This is a genomic window from Pseudomonas umsongensis (assembly GCF_012647205.1).
GTDB lineage: Bacteria > Pseudomonadota > Gammaproteobacteria > Pseudomonadales > Pseudomonadaceae > Aquipseudomonas > Aquipseudomonas umsongensis.
The window spans coordinates 2897220-2921970 of record NZ_CP051487.1 but is presented as its reverse complement, the minus strand read 5'-3'; the positions used below and the strand labels follow the sequence as shown (position 1 = coordinate 2921970).

Below are 24751 nucleotides of genomic sequence, written 5' to 3'. Positions count from 1 at the left end.
CTTCAGAGCTTGAAATTCAGCGCTTGAAGTTCTGAGCCGGGCAGCCTCCAGGAGTTCATTGCGCAAGCACCTGCGAGTTTTTAGAACCACCCGTTTCCAGGCAATGTCACTCAACAACAGGTCCCTGCAATAGCCTGCCTTTAAAACGCCGGGCAAAGACGGAGGTCACAGATGAACAGGTCGAAAGCGGATGCTCCCGCGCAACAAATGATGTTCCAACACAATGGCTGGGTGCCGAACAACCCTCGCCTGCCGGTGCTGGTCTATCCCAAGGCCATCGCTGTCAAGGGCGACGATCCGGCGGCCCTGTTCGAACAAACCTTCAGTGCCAACGGCTGGCCACCACAATGGCGCTACGGCATTTATGACTTCCATCACTATCACACCGAAGGCCATGAAGTGCTTGGGATAGCCAGCGGTCATGCCCGCCTGATGTTGGGCGGACCTGGCGGCCACGTGCTGCAGGTCAGTGCCGGGGATGTGCTGTTGTTGCCGGCTGGCACCGGGCATTGCAACCTGGATTGCAGCGACGACTTCCTGGTGGTCGGCGCGTATCCACCGAGCCAGCATGCCGACATTTGCCGAGAAGCGCCGAGCGCTGCGCAGTTGCAAAACATCGAAACGCTGCCATTCCCCGACCAGGATCCGGTGCAGGGTGCACACGGCGCGATCAGCGAGTATTGGTGCAAGGGCTAACTTGCGTCAGGCATGGCTGGTGAAAATCTCGAACTCGTAGCGAAGGCCCCGATCCAATGAGTACACACCGGAGGCCAGTACCATGAACAACGATGACCACATCACCCCTGCCGACACCCCGTCCAACGAAGAGGATGACGCCCTTGCGACCCCTCCCCCCGAAACCACCGAGGAGGAGGCCGAGGACCTCAGGCGCAAAGTTGCCGAGATCGAACGCAAGGTAGCGGATGGCAATTGAACCGGCGGTGCATCAATAGCGCCGGGTGACGGTCAACGCGGCCACGGCAATGCGCTCCACCCGTTCATAGCCGGGCTTTAGCAGTTCTTCGCCGAACACGTCAGGGTCCAGTTCGCGATAGGTCCAGCTGAAATTGTCGTCGCCCAGTAGCGGCTGGATGGATTCGAGAAAAGGATCCGTCCCGGCCACCATCGCCACTCCTGTATACAGCAGCAGGCTGCCGCCTTTGTCCAGGCGCGGCAGCGATTCACGCACGATGCGTACCGACAAGGCTTCCCCCAGCGCCCCACCGCCATGACGATACGCCCGTTGCTGGCTGTCGTTCATGTAGGGCGGGTTGGCGATGATCAGGTCGAACAGCCCTTCGACACTGCCCAGCACGTCGCTGTGGTAAGCGCTCACATTCCTGGCTTGGGCCAGCTCGGCATTCACCGCCGACAAACGCAACGCCCGTGGATTGATATCCACCGCCAGCACGTCGGCGTCCGGGCGGGCGCGGGCGACGACCAGTGCTCCGATACCGCTTCCGCAGCCAATGTCCACCGCGCGCCGCACGGGCTCGGAGCGCTGCTGCAGATGCGCTTCGATCAATTGCGCGAAGCGGTAGCTGTCGGGCCCGAAAAACACCGCGTCACTCTGCATCGTCGGGTACGCCGAGTGGGCAATCAACAAGGGACCAAGGCTTGACCAACGTACCGTGCTCCGCCACAGCGAGCCGTCTTTTTCGACGATGGCCGCCTGCTCCAGGTCAGCCAGTTCCTGCGCTGGAAACAGCGTGTGCTCGAACGGCATCGACCAGCCGAATACGTCACGCCGGTCCTTGGCCAAGGGCGGTTCAACGCGTTGGCATACGCGCTCATGGGTCAAGGGCGTCGGGGTGATGAAACGGTAGTCCTGGGCAGCCAGGCGCTTGCCGAGCTCCAGCAAAGTACGATCGGCAATCTGTTGTTCTGACATGCATGACACTCCTGGAATCAGCGCAAACGGGCCACGCATTCAATAAAGCGACGGGTTGCATAGAGCCCGGCGGGACGACAATGGCGCTGTGCGCAGAGCCAAGGGATCAGCAGTTGCAATTGCTGTCGCGGTGACTGGTCGTGCAGGGCGTCTTGCAAGGCCTTGAGCTCGGTATCGTTCGCCCAGGCGTCATCGGCGAAGGCATCATCGGACGGCACCCGGCGTATCGCCCGTTGCTGTTGCGGCGCTTGCCAGTCACCGGCGATCCAGTCGTGCAGCAGTTGTTTTTCGTAGCCACTGAACACGCCGAACATGGCCGCCGTGTCGCCCTCGATCAACTGCCAGAAGCGGCTTTCCCCGGGTGGGCCATGCCGTTTTATCCAGCCCTTGCGTTGCAGGGCGCCGAGAAAATCTTCGGTCTGGCCAGGGGTTGCCAGCCATTGATTGACGGTCTGGCCTTCGATCTGGCAGTAATCGGAATGCATGTGCTGTCCATAGGTACGTTTGCGCTCGAGCATGGCAATCACTTCCTGCTGCAGATCGAAACCTGCAATCACCGCCGTCGAGCCAGGCCCCAGGTCATTGAGTCGATAGCCGACGGCAACGCGCCGATAGAACTCGTCCCGCCCCTCCTCCATGGGCATCAGTTCGAGCAGCGCTTCAATAGCCTTGCGCCCGTGACCGCTGCTGATGTTGTCGATGGTCACGTGCAGGGTGAAATAGTAAGGATCGATCCCCAGCTCACGCAGTTCATAGGCACTGATCAGCAAGTGCAGTGGCAGTTGTTCATAGCCAAGGTTGTAGCCGATCACCTCCGGCATGAACATCGCGCTGCACTGCCCCAGTGCCAGCTGGATTGCGCCTTGGCGAAAATGTTCGTCGAGCAGCCCCTGCCTGTCGCCACAGTCGTGGGCGGCCAGCAGCTTGCGGTAGATGACCACGTGATTCTGCCGCGCATCGCCGTTACCCAATTCTTCCAGATAGGTGCTCAGCAGCCCGTCATAGCGCATGTCCTGCCAATGCTCCAGCACCCCGGCCAGCCATGCACCGTCGACTTCCTTGGTCGGGGCAACACGTTGCAGGAAACACAGGGCATGGGCCTTGTTCGAGAAATACCGACGCGCCCCGCCCTGCTTGCGCGCCTCGAGATAGAGGGCATAGTCACGCGCCACATCGGCACAATGTTGTTCCGTCCATGACGACAACTGGCCTGGCTCTTCAGGCAGATCACAGGGGAGTTCGGCGGCGAGGGCCAGTTGCTCGCGCAGGAACTGTTCGCCCCGCGTGGCTGCTTGCGGGTCGTTGCTGTACAGCAAACCATAGAGTTCACGGTAAGGGCCATCGACGCCGGCATCCGAAAGCGCCGAAGGCGAACCCGACAAGGGCGTGAATAGTGTCATTGGCTGTTCTCCTGGGCAGTGCATCGGGCTATCGCCGGGCGCCTGCGTTTATCGCCTGTCGTCGGACAAAGGTGTTTGTTCATCTGCCTCGGGAAGTTTCCTGTCGCGCTCATTCCAATCCTGCGCGCCGTCGTCATCTTCGAGGTCGGGCTGGGTCAGGGGATCGTATTTACCCGGATCGTCCGACGCAGGTTTTACAGCGCCCTGTGACTTGTCCGGGTCTTGCCCTTTATCCTGGAAGATCGTTTCGCTGGACATGTTTCACCTCACCACGTAGTTCCGGGTTTTCCGGGCCGTACTGGTTTGAAGGTGTCCAGGGGAAAGTGTGCGTTCGAATAGACGAGCGGCATGTGCACTTGTAGGAGCCAGCGGTGCGGCGATCCGACTTGCCGGCGAAAGCGTCATTGAAAATCGCCTTCGTCGGCATGCCGGGTTCCACCAGGTTTTGCGTTCCCCTGAGCCGCCACAGGCTGCGATGTTTTGATCTTCTATTCCCGGGGATCAATTCGATCCAGCGCGCGGTTCACCGCCAACTCCCCCAGCATGATGACTTGCGCAATACCCAACAGGACATTGCGACTCGCCCCCTGCGTGCGATCCGCCAGATCCAGGGCCATGACATTAGCTGAAGCCAGTGACTCACAGGCGTGGGCCAGGAGGGTTTCGGTCTCGAGTTCAGGGTTGACGATGAACATGGTGCAGGGTTTGCGTGGGGTGGCGTTGATGTCGGCGGCTGAGGAGATGGGGTCGTTGCGATTGTTTAAGTCGGTGGGATCAATACGCGGGGGATCGGGAGTGACCTTGGACATATCTCAGGTTCCTAATGGTATGCCACCCTCCTGCTGCTAAACGAAAAGGGAGGCAGCTGCACGCAGGTTAGCAGACCGGGGAACCTAAGAAGCCGGCGCGCCCAAGGGCGCCCTGCGCACAGCCACCATCAAAATGCAGGCGTAAACCTGACTGATGAAAGCGTCATGCGACTTAGGTTATCGCGGGCTGCTAAACCCGATCACTGATGTGCAGTGACACGAATCAAGTTACCGAGCGACCCCAAGGCGCACAAGCCGGCGGATTCTGGCGTAACCGTAGGCAACGACGCAAGACGCTGTGGCTTTCGGGAACTAGCGTAAGGGCCTTCTTACAAACACTCAGAAGCATCCTACGCGTCCATCAGAAACGTCCTATTTCCACCTCGACCCAACTTCGTGAAGGCTTGCGAGGCTCGCGCGCGGATGCTCATAAAAATCCTTTTGCCCGTGCGTGCGCCAGCCCTCTGAAGCTGACCATTTCGCTGCCTGCTCCCCTTTCGTTACAAGGAACGTACACGCCATGGCAACGCTGCTCGACTGGATTTTTGGCCGTCACTACGATTCAAGCACCCCCAGGGTCTGGCCAACCCCTGCCACCCAACCCACTTCGCCAGCGACGACTCCCGAAGCCGAACGCTTGCCGCCGCTGAAAAACTGGTGCCACCCGTTCAAGGACGCGCGCGACCCGTTACAACAGCTGACCCACCTGGCCAACGCCACCGCCGGTTACTACCCTCTGGGCCGCAATGGCCTGTGGCACGGCGGCGTGCATTTCGACAGCGGTACCGCTGCGGGCCTGAAACAGCAGTCCCATGTGCACTGCTTGGCCGACGGCGAAGTGGTGGCTTACCGCATCGATACGTATTCGCCGAAAACGACCTACTTCGTCAATGAAGAAGTTGAAAAACCCTTCTCGCGCAACTTCGTGCTGGTCCGTCATCACCTGCAGCCGCCGAAGCTTGAGGGCAGCACCGATCAGCCACCGAGCTTGATCTTCTACAGCCTGTACTTGCACCTGCAGGATTGGGTGAAGTATGACGACGATCCGAACTTCGCACGGCCGGGATTCTGGCGCGAAGTGCACCGGGTCAAGGCCACGGCGAACGATCCCGATCCTGACGATCCCGAACAACGCGGCGTGTACGTTTACTACCGCCCCCGGTCCGACAAGGTCGCTGACTTCTTGCCCTGCGGCGCCGAGCTGAGCATCAGCGGCGACGGCGAGTACCGACGTCTGGAAAACCGCCTGGGCCCGGCCAGCCTGAGCAACGCCGATAGCTCGCTACGCGGTTACCTCGCGTCCCGGTTCCTGCAGTCGGTGGTGAACGGCGAGCATCGCATCGAAACGGCTAGAGATGCACTCAAGGTGCGCCCGGAAGCGAGCCTGCACCGCAAGGAAATCAGCGAGTTGCCCAAAGGTACGGTCGTCACCGTCAGCGGTGAAGGCGAATTTCGCAAACTGGAACGGGTCACGCAGTGGGTACAGTTCGCTGCGCTGCAAAGCGTGCTGGAACCACTGGCGACAGATCGGATAATGGTCCTCGACACCCCCGTCGCGATCAAGGCCGGAGACTTGATCGGCCACCTCGGCCTGTATCAGGACTGTGACGCGGATCAGCCGGAACAGAAGCTGCACCTGGAAACGTTCAGCGGTGATGACGTCGAGGCGTTCATCGAAGCCAGCCGGGCTTGGGCGCAGCACCTGCCGGAAAAAGACAGGACCTGGCTGAAGCTCGCCAAGGGCACACCCGTGGTGGCGCCAGAAGGACATACCGCTGCGCAAATGCAGATGGCCAGTGATTCCAGCCCGCGCAGTGCGGCCGACCTGTTGATCCCCAAGAAGCTGCTTGATGACCTGCCGGCGGATCGAAAAATCCAGGTGCCTGCGAACCCGACCCGCAAAGCGCGCACCTGGTATCACCTGGAAAACCTGCTTCACGACGCCGACAACAATCTTCTCGATGGCTGGGTGTGTGAAGAGATTGGCGTAACGCCCTGGGTCAGTCCCTGGGCCTGGGAAGGCTATGACGTCATCATCGACTACAGCCGACCCAAACACTTGATGGCCTCTTTTCTCAGCGCAATCGACAGTTTCAGCGACGCGCATCGCGAGCGTTATCGCCCCTTTGCCGAAAAAGACGATAAAGGCCCGATGAAGAACCGGTTGTACGAGATCATCGATCGCAACCGCGACGGCAAGATGACAGCCACTGAACTGCAAGCGGCCCTTGAGCTGCCAGCGCATGCGCAGTCGATTTCGCAGATGATCCTGTATAAGGAAAGCGAATGGTTTCAGCAGCCGAAGATATGGGACGCACTGGATGAATTGCTCGGCCATAGCGGCTCGACGCCGCACTTGAACTGGCTGGCGGAGAAGCAGCGGATTGCAGAGCTGGGGTGGTGGAGGGACGTCGCGGAAAAGGTGGGGCTGCCTTCATGGGGGAGTGCCTATCACTTTCATCCGGTTGGTTTGATGGGGAGTTTTAGTGGTGACCGATTTAAGTTTTCCCTTGAAACTATGAAAAGCATTTACCCGAAGCTTGGTGAAGATCGAAACGGTGATTTGCAAAAAATCGCTGACGAATTAAACGCAAACCTCGACTTCTTCAAGTTAAATACTCCATTGCGAAGAGCTCACTTTTTTGCACAGATAAAACAAGAAACCGGGGAGGCTTTATCGATAGATGAGAGTTTCGCATATAAATCCAGCACATTGATTGACTTGTTCAGTTACTTTCGGAATAACCCGGAAGAAGCAAGGCGATACGGGTACAAAATCAAGACAGGAAAAATCAAAGAAAATGGTGTCTCTATGGGTCGCGCCGATTATGAGGCTATTGCCAATGGGGCATATGGGGGGCGCACCGAACTCGGCAGCCGAGGAATTTCAAGCGGGGATGGTTGGAGGTATAGAGGGCGAGGTTTAAAACAGCTGACAGGATTGCACAATTACACACTATTTCAACGTTGGCACACAAAGCATTCGGCGCAGTGGCCAAACGATTATGCAGACTTTGTTGTGAATCCTGACTTGTTGTTGGAGGTGAAATATGCGGTTCGGTCGGCTGCGAGTTTTTGGCTGAACAATGAGTTATATAAAATAGCAGATAAAGGTAGCGCTTTGGAGGTTGTGGATTCAATAACCACTGTCGTAAATAAACATACGGCAAGCCACCCAGATAGAAGGGGGCACTTTGTTGATCTATTGAAAAAAGGGAATTTAAATTGAAAAAAATACTGATAGTTTGTTTGGCTATTGGATCTTTTGTGAACCCTAAGTCCTGGGCAAAGGATCGATACGTGGACAAAAATTCAACATTATGTGAAAAGGGTGAGGATGTTTACATTAGCTGTGCATTCAACTCCAGTTTGGATCAAGACAACTACTTGGGGAAGGTTGCTTCCATTTGCGCGAAGAACAATACATCTCCTGACAGTGGCTATGTACAGTATCGTTTTGGAAAACCGTCCTACGGTGTTGGTCCGGCAAGAATAGAACTGCAGTATCCAGAGCAAAAAATACCACCAAAGGGAATATTCACAATTTACAATTCGAGCAACTCTGAAAGTACCGGGGTCGCTCTTCGCTTTGCACGTGGCGAATACCTTTATTCATTCGAAAGCCTTAACTCCTTCGGCTACAACGTTGTTGCCAGAAAACAAGACAAAAAAGTTTTTAATAAAAACTGTGACCTTCCTGGGTTAGACTATTTAACCGACGATGCGTATCAAGGCATACAAACAGTAGAACTTGGCACAACAAAGATATCCGATGCGAATAAATGCAGCAGCATTGGTCTTCGGGAAGCTTATAGCTCTATGGATGTAGAACGGGTGAATGCATGTATTGTCTACACAAAAACGGATTTGCAAGCCAATGCGAAACCAACCCGTAAACCTGATGGAATATCCCTTTATTCAGTTATTCCATCTGAAAGCCCAAAGCTTGTTTATGAATTTCCATACTTGGGTACGGAAGGGGTTATCACTGACGCATTTTTTCTTCCCGTTGATGATGGGGGAGAAGAACTATTGTTCGTCGTACATCGCATGGAAATACCAAGGGCGTGGGATCCGGCAAGCGATATTTACGATGTTAGTGTTTTTAGATTGGAGGCGGACACATTACTTCTGGACAAAAAGCTCACTCGTTTTTTTCATTTGGGTGGAGATGAAGTGGATAAGCAGGGAAGAACAACATATGCGTACCCGTATAAAGACAAAAAAAGTGTTGAGAAAACGGTAAGCTCGCCTTTGTTTCACGCCATCCATACTGGCAAAATTATCACCGGCTCCATTATGGAAAAAGCATATCTTTATGAGGGCGGCTCGGAGCCGTTGCTACAATACGCGCCAAATATGTATTTAATTAAGGGGGACAAAGTTTTAGCGGAGGATTCGTGGGGTGGATGGTGCAGGGTTTCATATAAAACAACAATAAAAAAAATCACGAAATGGACACAGTGCAAGTCAATTAATTTTTCAGAGAGTTAGGTGAAAACATGCCAATCAGACTGGATAAACTCCCTCCTCCCGCACTATGCCCTCAACCACCTCGTTTTTTGCTTTGGCTCAGCCTGTTGTTGCTGTTCTGTTTGCTGGGCACAGGAGGAACGCTGTTGCTCGGCGATGAAACCTTACCTCAACGGCCTACGGAGTTCTGGCGCGCGGCCTTGGTCTTTCCAATCCTGAGTTGGTTTGTACTGGGTTTCGGACGAGCGCTGTTATACGTCGGCGAACACGGTGCCGCCGAAGGTTGGGATGAAGCGCGTGAAGAAGACCTGATCCGCAAGACTCGACAGGGCCGCCGCTCGCAACAGGTGTTGGGCGTGAGTTTGCAGACGGTGCTTCAGCAGCCTGGCGATGAGGCATCAACACAACTGGAAGCTCTCCTGAGTGGGACGACGGCGTTGAAGTCCCAAGCGTCCAGAATGGATGGAGCAATACTTCGCCATAGTTGTTTATCGTGCGATGCCGATGAAAATCCGGAAGCGCTATTGCTGAGTATATGGGCGCAGACGCTCGCCGACCTGGCGCCAACGTTGGCGCAATTGCCTGCTGATCAACCGCTGGCCCTGTTGCTGGACGTCGACAGCGGTTTGCCGGAGAGCCAGTGGCGCCGAGTCTGGCGGCAGGCGTGGCGCGAATCCGGTATTCGCCAGCTCGTTACCCCTGTCGATGGCAGCGGACTGACTGCAATGGACCTGTGGCTCGACCGGCGTATCCGCGATCGGGCGTTGCTGTTGGTGGTGGCTGTGCAGTTTGCACCGCAGCAGCCTGAAGGCAAGGCAGAAGCCGCCGTCGGGTTGTTGTTTGGCAACCGCCTGACGCAAACCACCTTAGCGCCGATAGCTTATCTTCACCGCCCGGAACAGGAGCGCACGCCCTCCTCCGATGACCTGTTTTATGCCACGCGCCAGGCCCTTGATTGGGTGCCGCTTGAATCGACATCGATCGAGCGGGTTTGGCGAGTGGGTATCAACGCGCAACGGGCTGTGGATGTCGCGAGCGTACTGAGTAAAGTCCCCATGCCAGTCAATAAAACGGGATTGTGCGACCTCGATGCGATGTTGGGTCATCCAGGCTGTGCGTCACCTTGGCTAGCCATCGCAACTGGGACGCAGGCGATTGCGCGTGGCGCAGGACCGCAATTCATCTTCAGTGGTGGTGCTGCCGCGGCGGGTCTGTGGGGCACGGTGTTGATGCCAGTATCAGCCCCCTTGAAAGCGTAAGCACCGAAAGTCAAAAGATCGCCGCCTGCGACAGCTGCTACAGAGTGAGCAGGCGGCGATCCAACTTGCCGGCGAAGAACGATAACATGGTGCGGCAGATGCACCGCACCGCCGGCTCCTACAATATTTCCGCGCATTCCAGGTTTCAGGTGTGATGAATCTCCCGATCCTTGGTTTCCGGCAGGAAGAAGGTGCCCAGGATGGCCGTCATCACTGCGATGACGATCGGGTACCACAGCCCATAGTAGATATCGCCGGTGGCCGCGACCATGGCGAAGGCCACGGTCGGCAGGAACCCGCCGAACCAGCCGTTGCCGATGTGATAAGGCAGCGACATCGAGGTGTAGCGAATGCGCGCCGGGAACAGTTCCACCAGCCAGGCGGCGATCGGACCATAGACCATGGTCACGTAGATCACCAGGATGGTCAGCAGCAAAAGCACCATCGGGTAGTTGGTCTTGGCCGGATCGGCCTTCTCGGGGTAGCCGGCGTCCTTGAGGGCGGTGCCGAGGGTCGCGACGAAGGCGTCGTTGCGGGTCTTGAAGTCGGCGGCCGGCATGCCGGTGCCTTCGAAGCTTGGGATGACTTTGTCGCCGATGCGCACCTGCGCGACGGTGCCCGGTTCGGCCTTCTCGTTCTTGTAGGGGATGGCCCTTTTCGCCAGCACGGTCTTGGCCAGGTCGCAGGAGCTGGTGAATTTGGCCTTGCCGACCGGGTCGAACTGGAACGAACACTCGTCGGGATCGGCGACCACCGTGACCGGGTTGTTCTCCTGCGCAACGAACACGTCGGGATTACCGTACTGGGTCAACGCATTGAAGATCGGGAAGTAGGTCACCGCTGCGAGGATGCAGCCAGCCATGATGATGCCCTTGCGTCCGATGCGGTCGGACAGGCTGCCGAAAATGACGAAAAATGGCGTACCGATCAACAGCGAACCGGCAATCAGCAGGTTGGCTGTCTGCGCGTCGATCTTGAGCGTTTGCAGCAGGAAGAACAACGCGTAGAACTGCCCGGTGTACCAGACGACGGCCTGGCCGGCGGTACCGCCGAGCAACGCCATGATCACTATCTTGAGGTTCTCCCAGCGGGCGAAGGATTCAGTCAACGGCGCCTTGGAGGACTTGCCTTCGGCCTTCATCTTCAAGAACACCGGCGACTCGCTGAGCTGCAGGCGGATGTAGACCGAGATGATCAACAGCAGGATCGACAGCAGGAAGGGAATCCGCCAGCCCCAGGCCTCAAATGCTTCGTTGCCGAGGACTGTACGGCAGGCCAGGATCACCAGGAGCGAAAGGAACAGGCCGAGGGTGGCGGTGGTCTGTATCCACGAGGTGAAGTAGCCACGCTTGCCTTTGGGTGCATGTTCGGCCACGTAAGTCGCTGCGCCGCCATACTCGCCACCCAGGGCCAGGCCTTGCAACAGGCGCAGGGTGATCAGGATGATCGGCGCCGCCACGCCAATGGTCGCGTAACCGGGCAAAAAGCCCACGACGGCGGTAGAGATACCCATGATCACAATGGTGATCAGGAAGGTGTGCTTGCGCCCGATCATGTCGCCCAGACGGCCGAACACGATGGCGCCGAAGGGGCGAACGGCGAAGCCTGCGGCGAACGCGAGCAAGGCAAAGATGAAGGACGTTGTCTCGTTGACGCCAGCAAAGAAGTGCTTGGCGATAATCGCGGCAAGAGAGCCGTAGAGATAGAAGTCGTACCATTCGAACACGGTGCCCAGGGACGAGGCGAAAATGACCTTGCGCTCCTCCTTGGTGATCCCGCGGTTGGGCGCGCTGCCCGTGGTTGTGTTGTCGATTGCGGCCATGAGTCTTCTCCGTCTTGCTCTTGTTATAGGCCGGAGTACCCACTGTCTTATAGCCGCACCCAGGCCCTAGGGCTGAAGTCATCGGATTACGGATTGCGCAAAGCATGCACACAGGCTGACGGCCTCGCATCGCTGCAAGGTTTCTAGAAGCATAATCGGCTTCTTGCAGATATCCACTCGTCATCATGGGCAAACGGGATCGAGCGAACGAGCTGTCGTGAGCCTGCGAAGGAGACACTGTGCAGTGGGAAGGTATTTTGTTGCGGGGAGAGGATATTCAGAATGCAATCAGCCGCGCTCGTGCAATGCACGAGCGCGGCTGATCAAAAGATGGCAGGGGCGGCTGGATTCGAACCAACGCATGGCAGGATCAAAACCTGCTGCCTTACCGCTTGGCGACGCCCCTGTAGCGGCTACCTGGAGAGCCGTGGATGGCCCCCTGCAGGAATGGGCGGCAATTTATCAACTTTCTTGCCGCCTGGGAACCCCCCTGCATCATTATTTTATTTTAAAACAGCGACTTACCATCAAGGAACGACCTGTGCCATCAATTCAGGCACCGATTCAGGGCGATTGGCGAACCGCTGGGCCAGCACCGCACAGACCATCAACTGAATCTGGTGGAACAGCATCAGCGGCAGGATCAACACGCCGATGGTGCTGCCGGCGAACAGCACCTGGGCCATCGGCACACCTGTGGCCAGGCTTTTCTTCGAACCACAGAAGAGGATGGTGATGCGGTCTTGCTGGTTGAAACCCAAGGCCTTGCCCAGCACGGTGGACGCCAGCAACACCAACCCCAAGACCACACAGCAGGCGACCACCAGCCCGGCCAGATCGCGCAATGGAATCTGGTGCCAGATGCCTTCGATCACCGCTTCGCTGAAAGCGCCGTACACCACCAGCAGGATCGAGCCCTGATCGACAAATTTAAGCCAGCTCTTGTTACGCGCCACCCAGGCACCGATCCAGCGGCGAGCGATCTGCCCGGCAATGAACGGCAGCAGTAACTGCACACTGATTTTCACGATCGCGTCGAGGGTCGAGCCGCCCTCGCCATGCACGTCCAGCAGCAAGGTCACCAGCAATGGCGTGAGAAAGATCCCGAACAGGCTGGACGCTGCCGCACTGCAAATCGCCGCCGGAATGTTGCCTCGCGCCAACGAGGTAAAGGCAATCGCCGACTGCACGGTGGCTGGCAGCGCGCAGAGGTAGAGCATGCCCATGTACAGGTCGGCGCCGATCATCGGCGACAGCACAGGCTTGAGCGCCAGGCCGAGCAGCGGGAACAGGACGAACGTCAGGCCAAAGACCAGCAAGTGCAAGCGCCAGTGGCCGGCGCCGGCAATGATCGACTCGCGGGACAGCTTTGCGCCGTGCAGGAAAAACAGCAGCGCGATAGCGCTATTGGTCAACCAGCCAAAGCCCACGGCCACCTGGCCACTGGCGGGCAGGAGGCTGGCGAGAAGGACCACGCCGATCAGGGTCAGGGTGAAGTTATCGGGCAAGAAACGGGGGCGGGTCATCGGGATCATCCAGGCGGCCGGGAACGTGCGACCACAATAGCGCGCGCCCTGATTGCCGGCTAACGCTAACAAGCCAGGAGATATCGCCTAACGGACAGGACGACACGCTGATCTTCTGTAGGAGCGAGCATGCTCGCGATGAACCTGAGAGCACCGCTGGGTGTCAGGTTGCCAGCGTTATCGTTGACGTTCATCGCGAGCATGCTCGCTCCTACAAGCCATATCATTTAGCCATCACATCGGCCGGTGCCTTCTCGATCATGCTTGTAGTGCCGTGCGAGCGGGAACGCCGGCAACCAGGACTCGCGCCGCACCGTCCAGCTTTCATAGGTTGGCTGCAACTGGTCAGGGGCATCGAGCGAGCCCAGGTTCACTTCGATTTCGTCGTCGCTGCGGGCAAACACCGACGAGCCACAGCGCGGACAGAAATAGCGCCCGGCGTAGTCGCGCGTTTCGCCCTCGATCGTCACCGCGTCCTCAGGGAAGATCGCCGAGGCGTGAAAGAGCGCCCCGTGGTGTTTGCGGCAATCGAGGCAATGACAGAGGCCAACCCGGTAGGGCTGCCCCGACGCCGTAATCCGCACATTGCCGCACAGGCAGCCGCCAGTAAATCGTTGCATGCCTCGCCTCCTCTTCAAAAGTTTGAAAGTAGCCGTTCAACGACTGTAGAGGCTCACAAACCCTGCGCAGCAAAAACTTGCGAAAAGCGACAGTAGGCTAAGCTTACGTCAGCTTATTGCCTACGATGCTCGCGGCGGCAGTTGTTGGTTTTATCTGGAGAGCGTCTGCAACAGCTATCTCAGACAGGCCCAAACAATTTGCGCAGGATTGCCGTGATGACCGAGCCGTTCCTCAGTTTTGACCAACTCAAGCGTGCTGCCGCCTCTGGCGAGATCGATACCGTACTGGTGTGCATGGTCGACATGCAGGGGCGCCTGGTTGGCAAGCGCTTCCAGGTCGAGTTTTTCATCGACAGCGGCCATGAAGAAACCCACTGCTGCAATTACCTGCTGGCCGACGACATCGACATGGAGCCGGTGCCGGGCTATGCCGCCGCCAGTTGGAGCAAAGGCTACGGCGACTTCGTGCTCAAGCCCGACATGCGCACCTTGCGCAAGGTGCCCTGGCTTGAGTGCACGGCGCTGGTCCTGTGTGACGTGCTGGACCATCACCATCGAGAGGACCTGCCCCACAGCCCGCGGGCGATCCTGAAAAAACAGGTCGAGCGCCTGCGTGAACGCGGCTACACCGGCATGTTCGCTTCAGAACTGGAGTTCTACCTGTTCGACGAGAGCTACGAGGCCATCCACAAGCGCAACTACCACAAGCCGAAAACCGCCGGGCACTACATCGAGGATTACAACATCCTGCAGACCACTCGCGAAGAGCCGGTGCTGCGGGCAATTCGCAAGCATCTGCAGGCCAGCGGCATTCCCGTGGAAAACTCCAAGGGTGAATGGGGCCCGGGCCAGGAAGAAATCAACATCCGTTACGCCGACGCGATGACCATGGCCGACCATCACGTCATCATCAAGCATGCGTGCAAGGAGATCGCTCAACTGCAGGGCAAGGCGATCACCTTCATGGCCAAGTGGCGCTATGACGCCGCCGGCTCCAGCAGCCACATCCACAATTCGCTGTGGGACAAGAACGCCAAGAAGCCGCTGTTCTTCGATGCCAAGGCCGAGTTCGGCATGTCCAAGCTGATGCGTGCCTGGGTGGCTGGGCAGCTCAAGTACGCCAACGACATCACCTGCTTTCTCGCGCCCTATATCAATTCCTACAAGCGCTTCCAGGCCGGCACCTTCGCCCCTACCCGCGCAGTGTGGAGCCGGGACAATCGCACCGCGGGCTTTCGCTTGTGCGCCGAGGGCAGCAAATCGATCCGAATCGAATGTCGCATTGGCGGTGCCGATCTCAATCCTTACCTGGCCTTCGCCGCCTTGATCGCTGCCGGGCTGGCGGGCATCGATGAAAAGCTCGAGCTCGCCGCGCCCTTCGAGGGCGATGCCTACGTAGACGAGCATTTGCCCGAGGTCTCCAAGACTTTGCGTGAGGCCAGTGCCGCATTGCAGAAGTCGAGCATGTTGCGCGAGGCCTTCGGTGACGAGGTCATCGATCACTACGTGCACACCGCCGAATGGGAACAGAAGGAGTACGACCGGCGGATTACCGATTGGGAACTGCAGCGCGGTTTCGAGCGCTATTGAGATTGCCATGACCAAGACGATTCAACTCATCTCCCCGGTCGATGGCCGGGTTTATGCTGAACGTCCCTGCGCCGATACCGGCCAGCTCTATCGGGCACTGGCGGCGGCGGCCGATACCCAGGCGCAGTGGAAACGCCGGCCGCTGAACGAACGTGCGGCCATTTGCAGCGCAGCGGTGGACGCAATGCTGGCCATGAAGGATGACATCGTCCCGGAACTGGCCTGGCAGATGGGTCGACCGGTGCGCTTCGGCGCCGGCGAACTGCGTGGTTTCGAAGAACGTGCGCGGCACATGATCGCCATTGCGCCTGAAGCTCTGGCAGCGGTGGAGCCCGGGCCTGTCGCGGGTTTCAAGCGCTATATCAAGCGCGAACCGCTGGGCACGGTGCTGGTGATCGCCCCGTGGAATTACCCTTATTTGACGGCAGTCAACTCGGTCATTCCGGCGCTGATGGCTGGCAACAGCGTCATCCTCAAACACGCTTCGCAAACCCTGCTGGTGGGTGAGCGTTTCGCCGAAGCTTTTCGTCGGGCGCATCTGCCTGAAGGGTTGTTCCAGAACCTGGTGCTTGACCACGCCTCGACTGCGCTGGCCATCGTCTCCGGCGACATACAGCAGGTGAATTTCACCGGCTCGGTGGAGGCCGGCAAGATCGTCCAGCTGGCGACACTCACAGGCTTCATCGGCACAGGCCTGGAGCTCGGCGGCAAGGACCCTGCCTACGTTCGGGCCGATGCCGACCTCGAACACGCGGTGGAAAACCTGGTGGACGGCAGCTTCTTCAACTCGGGACAAAGTTGTTGCGCCGTGGAGCGCATCTATGTCGATCAGGCAATCTATCCGGCCTTCATCCAGCGTTTCGCCGAATTGACCCGCCAGTACGTGCTGGGCAATCCATTGGACCCCGCCACCACCCTCGGACCGATGGTGAATCCACAAGCGGCCGATTTCGTGCGCGGGCAGATCGCCGAGGCATTGAGTGAGGGCGCCAGGGCGCTGATCGACGCGTTAGCCTTCGCCTCCGATGTGCCCGGCAGCGCCTATCTGGCTCCACAAGTGCTGGTGGATGTGAACCATCAGATGTCGGTGATGCGCGATGAAAGCTTCGGGCCAGTGGTCGGCATCATGCCGGTTGCCGGCGACGACGAGGCCGTCGCCTTGATGAACGACAGTGAGTTCGGGCTCAGCGCGTCCATCTGGACCCGGGACCTGGCCGCCGCCGAACGCTTGGGCGAGCAGATCGAAACCGGCACCCTGTTCATGAATCGCTGCGACTACCTGGACCCGGCCCTGGCCTGGACCGGGGTCAAGAACAGTGGCCGCGGCGTGACCCTTTCCCGCTTGGGATACGAACACCTGACCCGTGCCAAATCCTTCCATCTGCGCCACGAGATCTGAGCCATGAGCCTGACTGGAAACTGGAACTACCCCACGAGCATCCGCTTCGGTGTCGGCCGCATCGCGGAACTGGCCGAGGTCTGTCGCAGCCAGGGTATTCAACGCCCGCTGCTGGTCACCGACAGCGGCCTGGGGCGTGCGTCGATCACCACGGCTGCGCTGGACGCCTTGCGCGATGCAGGGCTGGGCGCCGCGCTGTTCTGCGACCTCAAGCCCAACCCGGTCGAAGCCAACCTGGCAGGCGGGCTCGACGCCTGGCGCGCGGGCAACCACGATGGCGTGGTGGCCTTTGGCGGAGGCAGCGGCCTGGACATGGGCAAGCTCATCGCCTTCATGAGTGGCCAGACCCGCCCGGTCTGGGATTTCGAAGACATCGGCGACTACTGGACCCGCGCCGATGAAAGCCGCATTGCCCCGGTCATCGCGGTGCCGACCACTGCAGGTACGGGCTCGGAAGTGGGTCGCGCCGCGGTGATCATCGACGATCGCACCCACACCAAGCGCATCATCTTCCACCCGAAAATGATGCCGCGCGTGGTCATCAGCGATCCCGCCCTGACCGTCGGCATGCCGGCCAAAGTCACTGCCGGCACGGGCATGGACGCCTTGGCGCACTGCCTGGAGTCCTACTGCGCCCCTGGTTTCCACCCCATGGCCGATGGCATTGCGGTCGAAGGCATGCGCCTGGTGAGCAATGCCCTGGTGCGTGCCGTCCACACCCCTTCGGACCTCGATGCACGCGGGCAAATGCTGGCGGCGGCGGCGATGGGCGCCACTGCATTCCAGAAAGGCCTGGGCGGGATGCACGCCCTCGCGCATCCGATCGGCGCGCTGTACGACACCCACCACGGCATGACCAACGCCACACTGATGCCCTACGTGCTGAAGTTCAATCGTCCGGCCATCGAGGAACGCATCACACGCCTGGCGGCGTACCTGCACCTGCCCTCCCCGGGCTTCGACAGCTTCCTGGCCTTCGTCCTCAAATTGCGCAAGGACATCGCCGTGCCGCATACGCTGTTCGAGCTGGGGGTGGATGACCAGCAAGCCGACCTGATCGCCGACATGGCGGTGGTCGACCCGTCGGCCGGCGGCAACCCGCTGCCCTTGACCCGGGCCGGTGTAGCGGAAATTTTCCAGACGGCCCTCCACGGCCGCCTTCTGTAGGAGCGAGCACGCTCGCGATGGACGCCAACGATTACGCGGGGAACCTGACTGTGGGAGCGAGCCTGCTCGCGATGAACCTCAACGATAACGCGGGGAACCTGACGCCCCGAGTAATCGTTAACCTCCATCGCGAGCAGGCTCGCTCCTACACAAAAGCTGGCAGGTTTCACCGATAGGAAACAGGAGCAGTACGACAAGGGGTTGAAAGCCAATCCATCCGGAGCGCCGGATGGCTGCGTATCAAAACCTGAAGGGGCACACGACAATGAACCCAGCAAGCCAGCCCGGCACCGACGCGCACGACGATGACGTCAAGGTCCTGCACAGCATGGGCTACGCCCAGCAGTTGTCGCGAAGAATGGGGGTTTTCTCCAACTTTGCGATTTCCTTTTCGATCATCTGCATCCTTTCCGGTGGCATCAACTCACTGGCCCAGGGCACCTCGGGCGCCGGCGGTGCGTCGATCGGTATCGGCTGGCCGATTGGTTGCCTGATTTCCGGCGTGTTCGCCCTGGCCATGGCGCAGATTTCCTCGGCCTACCCCACCGCAGGCGGCCTGTATCACTGGGGCTCGATCCTCGGCAACCGTTTTACCGGCTGGCTCACGGCCTGGTTCAACCTGCTGGGGCTGGTCACGGTGCTCGGGGCGATCAACGTCGGCACCTATTACTTCTTTTTCGGCGCCTTTGGCCCCACGCTGGGCATGGAAGACACCACCACGACCCGGGTGATTTTCCTGGCGATCCTCACGGGTCTCCAGGCCCTGTGCAATCACCTGGGGATCGGCCTGACCGCCAGGCTCACCGATTTCTCCGGCTACCTGATCTTCGCCACCGCACTGGCGCTGACCATCGTCTGCTTGATATCAGCCCCCAGCTACGAGTTCTCCCGGCTGGTGACCTTCGGCAACTACTCTGGCGCGGCGGGTGGCGGTGTCTGGCCGGAAGTCTCCAACAGCTGGGTCTTCATGCTCGGCCTGCTGCTGCCGATCTACACCATCACTGGCTACGACGCCTCTGCCCACACCTCGGAGGAGACCCGCAATGCGGCCATGTCGGTGCCGCGGGGAATGGTCATGTCGGTGGTCTGGTCGCTGCTGTTCGGCTGGGTGATGCTCAGCGCATTCGTGCTGATGTTGCCGAGCATGGACGAAGCGGCCAAGCAAGGCTGGAGCGTGTTCTTCTGGGCCATGAATACCCAAGTTAACCCGCTGCTCAAGGACGGCTTGTACGTGGCGATTTTCATCTCGCAGGTGCTCTGTGGCCTGGCGACCGTGACCTCGGTTTCACGCATGATCTTCGCGTTTTCCCGCGACGGCGGCCTGCCTTGCTCCAAAGCCCTGGCCTCGGTTTCGCCAACCTTTCGCAGCCCGGTGGCAGCCATTTGGACCGGTGCCACACTGGCGGTGCTGTTCGTCTGGGGATCGTCGGTGATATCGATCGGAGAAACGCCGGTGTACACCATCGTGGTCTCCTGCACGGTGATCTTCCTGTTCTTCTCCTTCATCATTCCCATCGTACTGGGCCTGTTTGCCTACGGGAGCGCAAAATGGCCGACCATGGGGCCGTGGAACATGGGGCGCTTCTGGTACACGGTGTTCGCCCTGCTCTCGGTCGTGTCGATGGTGATCATTTTCGTCATCGGCATCCAGCCACCGAACGACTGGGCGTTGTACATCACCATCGGCTTCCTGGTGTTGACGGCCATCGTCTGGTTCGGTTTCGAAGCGCGACGCTTCCAGGGACCGCCGGTGGGCGACGTGATCCTCAAGCGCCAGGCTGAAATCGCGGCGGCGGAAGCAGCGTTGAACAAACGCTGAAACAACCGCGACTGCCTACCTGTAGGAGCGAGCATGCTCGCGAAAAACCAGAGGGCGCCGCGGGGCATCTGGTTCAACGTGTTATCGTTCACGACCATCGCGAGCATGCTCGCTCCTACAGTGAACCTTGCGCCTGTTCGACAGTAGGCGCCCTCCCGCAGCGCGACGACATGGACGGTCACCATTTCACGCCAGGCTCGCCCCTGCCGATAAGCCTGTTCCTGGCGCAACAGCAAAATCATCATGTGCTCCGTTCGTTCTTTCATACGTCGCAGACTTCACTGCCCGTATCCCCCTGTCTGGAGTTTTCTCAATGCCCTCGCCCCAATCCCTGTCCGCCGCGTTGCTGGGCCTGGCCCTTGTTTGTCCGGCGATCGCCCAGGGCCAGGGCCTGGAGTTGGGGCAAGTGCTGATCGGGGCCGACAACCCGAGTGACGAGGACCAGGGGATCGAGGACGCCAAGGCGCGGCTCGACCAAGTACCCGGCGGCACCAACGTGGTCGACATGCGCCGCCCCCTGCAGGGCCGGGTAGCGAGCAATCAGGATGTACTGGCTTATCAGCCAGGCATCTATGCCCAGTCGGCAGGCAATGAAGGCGTGAAGATCTCGATCCGCGGGTCGGGCATCAACCGTGCGCCGGGCGCCCATGCCTCGGGCCTGTACGCCATGCTCGACGGCCTGCCGCTGACCGGTCCCGGCGGCACGCCCTATGAGCTGCTGGAGCCGCTATGGCTTGACCATGTGGAGGTGCTGCGCGGCGCCAACGGTTTCGACCGCGGTGCCCTGGCCTTGGGCGGGGCCATCGATTACGTCAGCCATACCGGCTACAACGCACCACGGTTGCAGGTACGCTATGCCACGGGCAGCCACGGTTATCAGCAGCGCCAGGTCAGCTCCGGGAAGGTGCTGGGGGACTTCGACTACTACCTGGCCCTGACCGACGCCCGCGCGGACGGCTATCAGGATCACACCGCCAGCGAGAGCCAGGGCGTCATCGCCAACTTCGGCTATCGCTTCAACCCGAACCTGGAAACGCGCGTCTACCTGCGCTACCGCCAGACCGACAACGACCTCGCCGGCCGGGTCACCAAACACTCCATCGAGCACGACCCGCGCGCGGCCAACCCTGCCTACGTGGCGCGCGACGATCGCCGCGAACAGCCGGGCAGCACCTTTATCGGCAACAAGACCACCTGGTTCATCGATGACGATTCGAGCATCCAGGCCGGCCTTGCCTACCATGACTACCCCATGGACTTGCGCGAAGGCCCCAACCGCCTGAAGGTGGCGTACACGGATGTCAGCGGCACCCTCGACTACAAGCGTCGCGACACCCTCTGGGGCCTGCAAAGCCAGAGCACGCTGGGCCTGCGCGTGACCAAGCACCTGCCCAACGCCGGCGCCAGCGAGCAGGTGCGCATCCCCACCGGCAACACGGCCGGTTATGCGCCAGGCACGCCCATGCGCAACTTCACCTACCAGGGTTCGGACAGCGTCCTGCATGCGGGCAATGACCTGGAGATTGCAGACGACCTATGGCTGACCACGGGCCTGGCAGCCATCTACACCCGCCGGGAAAGCGCGGTGACTTACCCGCAAGGCGGTGGCAAGACCAGTCAGGGCGACTGGGACTATGCCCCGCGCCTGGGGCTGCGCTACCAACTCACACCCGACCTGCAACTGTTCGGCAACCTCAGTCGCTCGGTCGAGGCGCCGCACCCCTGGTCGCTGATCTACAGCTCCAACATCCGCTTCCCGGCAGGCAGCGGCCCCGCTACCGGCACCCAGCGCGACCCAATCGAGCTGCAAAACCAGACCGCGACCACCCTGGAACTGGGCGGGCGCGGCGACAGCGCGATGGGCCAATGGAGCCTGGCCTGGTACTACGCCCAGGTACGCCACGAATTGCTCTCGGTGTTACCGGATGCCAACGCCACCACGCCCTACGAACTCAATGCCAGCCCCACCGTCCACCAAGGCGTGGAAGCCAGCCTGTCGAGCAACCTGTGGTCGGGTAACGATGGCGGTCAACTGAGCCTGCGCCAGAGCTACACCTTCAGTGACTTCCATTACCAGGACGACGAGCGCTTCGGCGACAACCGCCTGCCGGGCCTACCGATGCACTACTACCAGGGCGAACTGCGCTACGACTGGCCCCAGGGATTCTTCGCCGCGCTCAACACGCAATGGATGTCCAAGGTGGCGGTCGACTACGCCAACAGCTACTACGCCGATCCCTACGCACTGTTCGGCGCGACCCTGGGCTACAACGCGCCCAAGGGTGACTGGCAGACCTGGGTGGACATGCGCAACCTGACCGACAAGCACTACGCCGCTACCGTCACGCCGGGCTACGACGACAAAGGGCTGGACGCGGCGCGGTCGACGCCGGGTGAAGGTATGGGGGTGTATGTCGGGGTGTCGTGGAGCCTGCTGTAAGACATAGGCAGGAAATCCGGCACCCATGAGTCAACGCCCTGAGCAGATTTTGTAGGAGCTGGCTTGCCAGCGATGAGGCCAGACAGGTAAATGCAATATTCGAGGTCGCCTTCGCCGGCAAGCCGGGCTCCTACAGGCCAGTGGTGATCACGACGCCTCGCCCGGTGCAAACAAAATACCGAAGGAGCCAGGCTTGCCGGCGAAGAGGGCCGAAAGGTCAGCGCAACATTCTACGCAGCCTTCGCCGGTAATCCGGGCCGTTACAGATCAGGCTAAGAGGTTCTCGCCCCCGGATTCTGCCAGAACGCGGGATCGGCACTCTTGAGCCGCTCGACCGCATTGTTGATGTGGTTGAGCGCGGCATGGCGCGCGCCTTCGGGGTCTCGTGCGGCGATGGCCTCGTACACGGCGGAGTGTTCGACATGCACCGTCCTGGCCAGGTCGTGGCGACGCTCTTCATTGGAGCGGGTGATGCGGATCGCTTCCTTGATGTACTGCGCGATGAACTCGTGCAGTGACGGGTACAGCGGATTGCCCGTTGCCCTGGAAATGGAGTGATGGAACGCCAGGTCTTCCTCGACGCCATCGCGCCCCGCCTGCTCGGCGGCATCGATGGCCTTGAGCGCCTGGTGGATGGCCTCCAGTTGCGCCGGCGAATGCCGCTGTGCCGCCAGTGCCGCAGCCTCCCCTTCTATACCGCGACGCAGTTCGGTGACCCGCAATACCGCCTCGATCGAGCCGCTGACGTCCAGGTCGATGGTGAACGCCTTGATGTGCGCACCTTCGCTGACGACGGTGCCGCTGCCTTGGCGGACCTCGACCAGGCCGGCTGACTTCAGGCGCGAGATCGCCTCGCGGATGACCGTCCTGCTCACCCCGAAACGCTCCGAGAGCACGGGCTCAGTGGGCAGGCGAGCACCCGGCAGTACTTCGCCGTTGGCGATATAGGCCTTCAGGGCCGCCGTCACCTGATCGGACAGCGTGCCCTTGGCGGAGTCCTTCAGAACGGCCAGTGCCTCGGCGGAACAGGGGGATTTGTCAGGAGTGGGCATAGGCATCTCTGGGCTCAAATCGGTGAACGGTACTGCATTTTAGACCCGTCGTCCTCTTTGGATTCTACGCCTTGAATTCGTATGACGTATTATGATAAAAAACCGCTGCTCATGTAAATCCGACAAAAACAACGTCACCCACTACAAAAATAAGGATGGGGGAAACACATGACTGAATCAGTGATTCAAACCGGTGCCATCGCGCCCGCCGATCGCTTCGAGGACCTTGCGTATCGCAAAGCCGCGTGGCGTATCCTGCCGCTGTTACTGCTGTGCTACCTCGTCGCCTATCTGGATCGGGTGAACGTGGGTTTCGCCAAACTGCAGATGTCCGACGATCTGCAGTTTTCCGAAGCCGTCTACGGTCTCGGCGCAGGGATCTTCTTCATTGCCTACTTCCTCGTGGAAATTCCCAGCAACCTGATCCTGCATCGCGTCGGTGCGCGGTTGTGGATCGCACGCATCATGATCACCTGGGGCATCATCTCCTCGGCCATGGCCCTGGTCAGTACGCCGATGTCCTTCTACATCATGCGCTTCCTGCTGGGCATCGCCGAGGCCGGGTTCTACCCGGGTGTCATCCTCTACCTGTCCTACTGGTTCCCGACCCATCGCCGCGGCAAGATGTACGCCCTGTTCGCCACGGCAGTGCCGCTCTCGGGACTGATCGGTGCGCCCCTGTCCGGCTGGATCATGAGCGCCTTCAACGGTGACCACGGGTTTGCTGGCTGGCAATGGCTGTTCTTTCTCGAAGGGTTGCCTTCGATCGCCGTCGGTATCCTGGTGATCTTCTGCCTCAGCGACCGCATCTCCAGTGCCGGCTGGCTCACCCGGGAAGAGAAAACCCTGCTGCAAACCCGCATCGACGCCGAAACTGCAGGCCATCAAACCCACAGCCTCAAAGAGGTGTTCCTGCAGCCGCGCATCTGGCTGCTGACGGCGATCTATTTCTGCATGATCGCCGGCTTCTATACCGTGGGCTTCTGGTTGCCGACGCTGATCCGCCAGGCCGGTGTCAGCGATGTCTTGCAGGTCGGCATGCTCACCGCCATTCCTTATGCCGCCGCCGCAATGACCATGATCCTGGTGTCGCGTAGCGCCGACCGGTTGCGCGAGCGTCGCTGGCACCTGGCGCTGACCGCGGTGCTGGGCGGTATCGGCCTGTTCATCTCCGCCACCTGGAGCGACAACTTCACGATTTCGATGATCGGCCTGACCCTGGGTTCCATGGGGGCCATGAGCACCCTGCCGCTGTTCTGGAGCCTGCCTACCGCCTTCCTCGGTGGCACCGCCGCGGCCGCCGGCATTGCCCTGATCAACTCCTGGGGCAACCTCGCGGGTTTCGTCTCGCCGTACCTGATGGGCTTCCTCAAGGACACGACCCACAGCACCACGATCGGCATGTATGTGATGGCAAGCGCGTTGTTCCTCGGCGCCCTGCTGGTCTTCCGAATTCCCGGAAAACTCGTCAACCGTTGACGTTT

19 protein-coding genes and 1 tRNA gene are annotated in these 24751 nt (G+C 59.8%); 11 read left to right on the top strand and 9 right to left on the bottom strand.

The annotated features are described in order from the left end of the window. Positions 1 to 171: 171 nt before the first annotated feature. Positions 172 to 696, top strand: a complete 525-nt coding sequence (locus tag HGP31_RS13325; protein ID WP_151142477.1) for a cupin — start codon at positions 172 to 174, stop codon at positions 694 to 696. Positions 697 to 778: 82 nt separating this feature from the next. Next, entirely contained in the window at positions 779 to 934 is a 156-nt protein-coding gene (locus tag HGP31_RS13320) for a hypothetical protein (RefSeq protein ID WP_168757908.1), read from the top strand. 12 nt (positions 935 to 946) lie between these two features. On the opposite strand, the gene HGP31_RS13315 is transcribed toward HGP31_RS13320, so the two are convergent. The 4 genes from HGP31_RS13315 to HGP31_RS13300 all read right to left on the bottom strand — a co-directional run bounded on the left by HGP31_RS13315 (position 947) and on the right by HGP31_RS13300 (position 4100). Then, positions 947 to 1891, bottom strand: a complete 945-nt coding sequence (locus HGP31_RS13315) for a methyltransferase (protein WP_168757907.1) — start codon at positions 1889 to 1891, stop codon at positions 947 to 949. Between the two features lie 17 nt (positions 1892 to 1908). Beyond that, positions 1909 to 3291, bottom strand: coding sequence for an iron-containing redox enzyme family protein (locus tag HGP31_RS13310; RefSeq protein WP_020800990.1), 1383 nt, complete (start codon positions 3289 to 3291; stop codon positions 1909 to 1911). 48 nt (positions 3292 to 3339) lie between these two features. Beyond that, on the bottom strand, positions 3340 to 3549 hold the full coding sequence (locus tag HGP31_RS13305; protein ID WP_020800991.1) for a hypothetical protein: 210 nt from the start codon (positions 3547 to 3549) through the stop codon (positions 3340 to 3342). A gap of 230 nt (positions 3550 to 3779) precedes the next feature. Beyond that, the gene (locus HGP31_RS13300) at positions 3780 to 4100 is read right to left on the bottom strand and encodes a DUF6124 family protein (protein WP_020800992.1); all 321 of its coding nucleotides are present in this window, start codon (positions 4098 to 4100) and stop codon (positions 3780 to 3782) included. Between the two features lie 520 nt (positions 4101 to 4620). Here HGP31_RS13300 and HGP31_RS30495 point away from each other — a divergent pair. The 3 genes from HGP31_RS30495 to HGP31_RS13285 all read left to right on the top strand — a co-directional run bounded on the left by HGP31_RS30495 (position 4621) and on the right by HGP31_RS13285 (position 9832). Beyond that, the gene (locus HGP31_RS30495) at positions 4621 to 7329 is read left to right on the top strand and encodes a glycoside hydrolase family 19 protein (protein WP_240963545.1); all 2709 of its coding nucleotides are present in this window, start codon (positions 4621 to 4623) and stop codon (positions 7327 to 7329) included. Between the two features lie 71 nt (positions 7330 to 7400). Further along, positions 7401 to 8594, top strand: a complete 1194-nt coding sequence (locus tag HGP31_RS13290; protein ID WP_141195470.1) for a hypothetical protein — start codon at positions 7401 to 7403, stop codon at positions 8592 to 8594. A gap of 125 nt (positions 8595 to 8719) precedes the next feature. Continuing rightward, the gene (locus HGP31_RS13285) at positions 8720 to 9832 is read left to right on the top strand and encodes a hypothetical protein (RefSeq protein ID WP_240963544.1); all 1113 of its coding nucleotides are present in this window, start codon (positions 8720 to 8722) and stop codon (positions 9830 to 9832) included. A gap of 145 nt (positions 9833 to 9977) precedes the next feature. Here HGP31_RS13285 and HGP31_RS13280 read toward each other — a convergent pair whose 3' ends face one another. The 4 genes from HGP31_RS13280 to HGP31_RS13265 all read right to left on the bottom strand — a co-directional run bounded on the left by HGP31_RS13280 (position 9978) and on the right by HGP31_RS13265 (position 13800). After that, positions 9978 to 11654 (bottom strand): MFS transporter, encoded by a 1677-nt coding sequence (locus HGP31_RS13280; protein WP_168757906.1) that lies wholly within the window; start codon positions 11652 to 11654, stop codon positions 9978 to 9980. A 331-nt stretch (positions 11655 to 11985) separates the two neighbouring features. Then, positions 11986 to 12060, bottom strand: a tRNA-Gln gene (locus HGP31_RS13275). A 121-nt stretch (positions 12061 to 12181) separates the two neighbouring features. Further along, positions 12182 to 13180 carry a bile acid:sodium symporter family protein gene (locus tag HGP31_RS13270; RefSeq protein ID WP_168757905.1) on the bottom strand — a complete coding sequence of 333 codons (999 nt, stop codon included), beginning with the start codon at positions 13178 to 13180 and terminating at the stop codon, positions 12182 to 12184. A 227-nt stretch (positions 13181 to 13407) separates the two neighbouring features. Then, positions 13408 to 13800: a GFA family protein gene (locus HGP31_RS13265; protein WP_020796415.1), complete on the bottom strand. Its 393-nt coding sequence runs from the start codon at positions 13798 to 13800 to the stop codon at positions 13408 to 13410. Between the two features lie 216 nt (positions 13801 to 14016). Between HGP31_RS13265 and HGP31_RS13260 the strand changes: the two genes are divergently transcribed. From HGP31_RS13260 to HGP31_RS13240, 5 genes are all read left to right on the top strand, one after another. Further along, complete coding sequence (locus HGP31_RS13260; protein WP_020796416.1) at positions 14017 to 15390, top strand: glutamine synthetase family protein; 1374 nt, start codon at positions 14017 to 14019, stop codon at positions 15388 to 15390. Between the two features lie 7 nt (positions 15391 to 15397). Continuing rightward, positions 15398 to 16789 carry an aldehyde dehydrogenase family protein gene (locus HGP31_RS13255; protein ID WP_168757904.1) on the top strand — a complete coding sequence of 464 codons (1392 nt, stop codon included), beginning with the start codon at positions 15398 to 15400 and terminating at the stop codon, positions 16787 to 16789. Positions 16790 to 16792: 3 nt separating this feature from the next. Beyond that, a complete protein-coding gene (locus tag HGP31_RS13250) occupies positions 16793 to 17956 on the top strand; it encodes an iron-containing alcohol dehydrogenase (protein WP_168757903.1) in 1164 nt (387 codons plus the stop codon). Between the two features lie 265 nt (positions 17957 to 18221). Then, entirely contained in the window at positions 18222 to 19775 is a 1554-nt protein-coding gene (locus HGP31_RS13245; RefSeq protein WP_168757902.1) for an amino acid permease, read from the top strand. A gap of 313 nt (positions 19776 to 20088) precedes the next feature. Further along, on the top strand, positions 20089 to 22215 hold the full coding sequence (locus tag HGP31_RS13240) for a TonB-dependent receptor family protein (RefSeq protein ID WP_168757901.1): 2127 nt from the start codon (positions 20089 to 20091) through the stop codon (positions 22213 to 22215). Between the two features lie 272 nt (positions 22216 to 22487). On the opposite strand, the gene HGP31_RS13235 is transcribed toward HGP31_RS13240, so the two are convergent. Further along, positions 22488 to 23273: a FadR/GntR family transcriptional regulator gene (locus tag HGP31_RS13235; protein ID WP_033043139.1), complete on the bottom strand. Its 786-nt coding sequence runs from the start codon at positions 23271 to 23273 to the stop codon at positions 22488 to 22490. A gap of 162 nt (positions 23274 to 23435) precedes the next feature. Here HGP31_RS13235 and HGP31_RS13230 point away from each other — a divergent pair, with 162 nt between their 5' ends. Further along, entirely contained in the window at positions 23436 to 24746 is a 1311-nt protein-coding gene (locus tag HGP31_RS13230) for an MFS transporter (RefSeq protein ID WP_020796424.1), read from the top strand. Positions 24747 to 24751: the final 5 nt, after the last annotated feature.

Excerpts from the sequence above, each read along its gene's own strand:
- HGP31_RS13250 (WP_168757903.1), top strand. The coding sequence starts at position 16,793 with ATGAGCCTGACTGGAAACTGGAACTACCCCACGAGCATCCGCTTCGGT.
- HGP31_RS13305 (WP_020800991.1), bottom strand. The coding sequence starts at position 3,549 with ATGTCCAGCGAAACGATCTTCCAGGATAAAGGGCAAGACCCGGACAAG.
- HGP31_RS13240 (WP_168757901.1), top strand. The coding sequence starts at position 20,089 with ATGCCCTCGCCCCAATCCCTGTCCGCCGCGTTGCTGGGCCTGGCCCTT.
- HGP31_RS13280 (WP_168757906.1), bottom strand. The coding sequence starts at position 11,654 with ATGGCCGCAATCGACAACACAACCACGGGCAGCGCGCCCAACCGCGGG.
- HGP31_RS13315 (WP_168757907.1), bottom strand. The coding sequence starts at position 1,891 with ATGTCAGAACAACAGATTGCCGATCGTACTTTGCTGGAGCTCGGCAAG.
- HGP31_RS13310 (WP_020800990.1), bottom strand. The coding sequence starts at position 3,291 with ATGACACTATTCACGCCCTTGTCGGGTTCGCCTTCGGCGCTTTCGGAT.
- HGP31_RS13255 (WP_168757904.1), top strand. The coding sequence starts at position 15,398 with ATGACCAAGACGATTCAACTCATCTCCCCGGTCGATGGCCGGGTTTAT.
- HGP31_RS13320 (WP_168757908.1), top strand. The coding sequence starts at position 779 with ATGAACAACGATGACCACATCACCCCTGCCGACACCCCGTCCAACGAA.
- HGP31_RS13235 (WP_033043139.1), bottom strand. The coding sequence starts at position 23,273 with ATGCCTATGCCCACTCCTGACAAATCCCCCTGTTCCGCCGAGGCACTG.
- HGP31_RS13325 (WP_151142477.1), top strand. The coding sequence starts at position 172 with ATGAACAGGTCGAAAGCGGATGCTCCCGCGCAACAAATGATGTTCCAA.
- HGP31_RS13260 (WP_020796416.1), top strand. The coding sequence starts at position 14,017 with ATGACCGAGCCGTTCCTCAGTTTTGACCAACTCAAGCGTGCTGCCGCC.
- HGP31_RS13265 (WP_020796415.1), bottom strand. The coding sequence starts at position 13,800 with ATGCAACGATTTACTGGCGGCTGCCTGTGCGGCAATGTGCGGATTACG.
- HGP31_RS13300 (WP_020800992.1), bottom strand. The coding sequence starts at position 4,100 with ATGTCCAAGGTCACTCCCGATCCCCCGCGTATTGATCCCACCGACTTA.
- HGP31_RS13270 (WP_168757905.1), bottom strand. The coding sequence starts at position 13,180 with ATGACCCGCCCCCGTTTCTTGCCCGATAACTTCACCCTGACCCTGATC.
- HGP31_RS13245 (WP_168757902.1), top strand. The coding sequence starts at position 18,222 with ATGAACCCAGCAAGCCAGCCCGGCACCGACGCGCACGACGATGACGTC.
- HGP31_RS30495 (WP_240963545.1), top strand. The coding sequence starts at position 4,621 with ATGGCAACGCTGCTCGACTGGATTTTTGGCCGTCACTACGATTCAAGC.
- HGP31_RS13230 (WP_020796424.1), top strand. The coding sequence starts at position 23,436 with ATGACTGAATCAGTGATTCAAACCGGTGCCATCGCGCCCGCCGATCGC.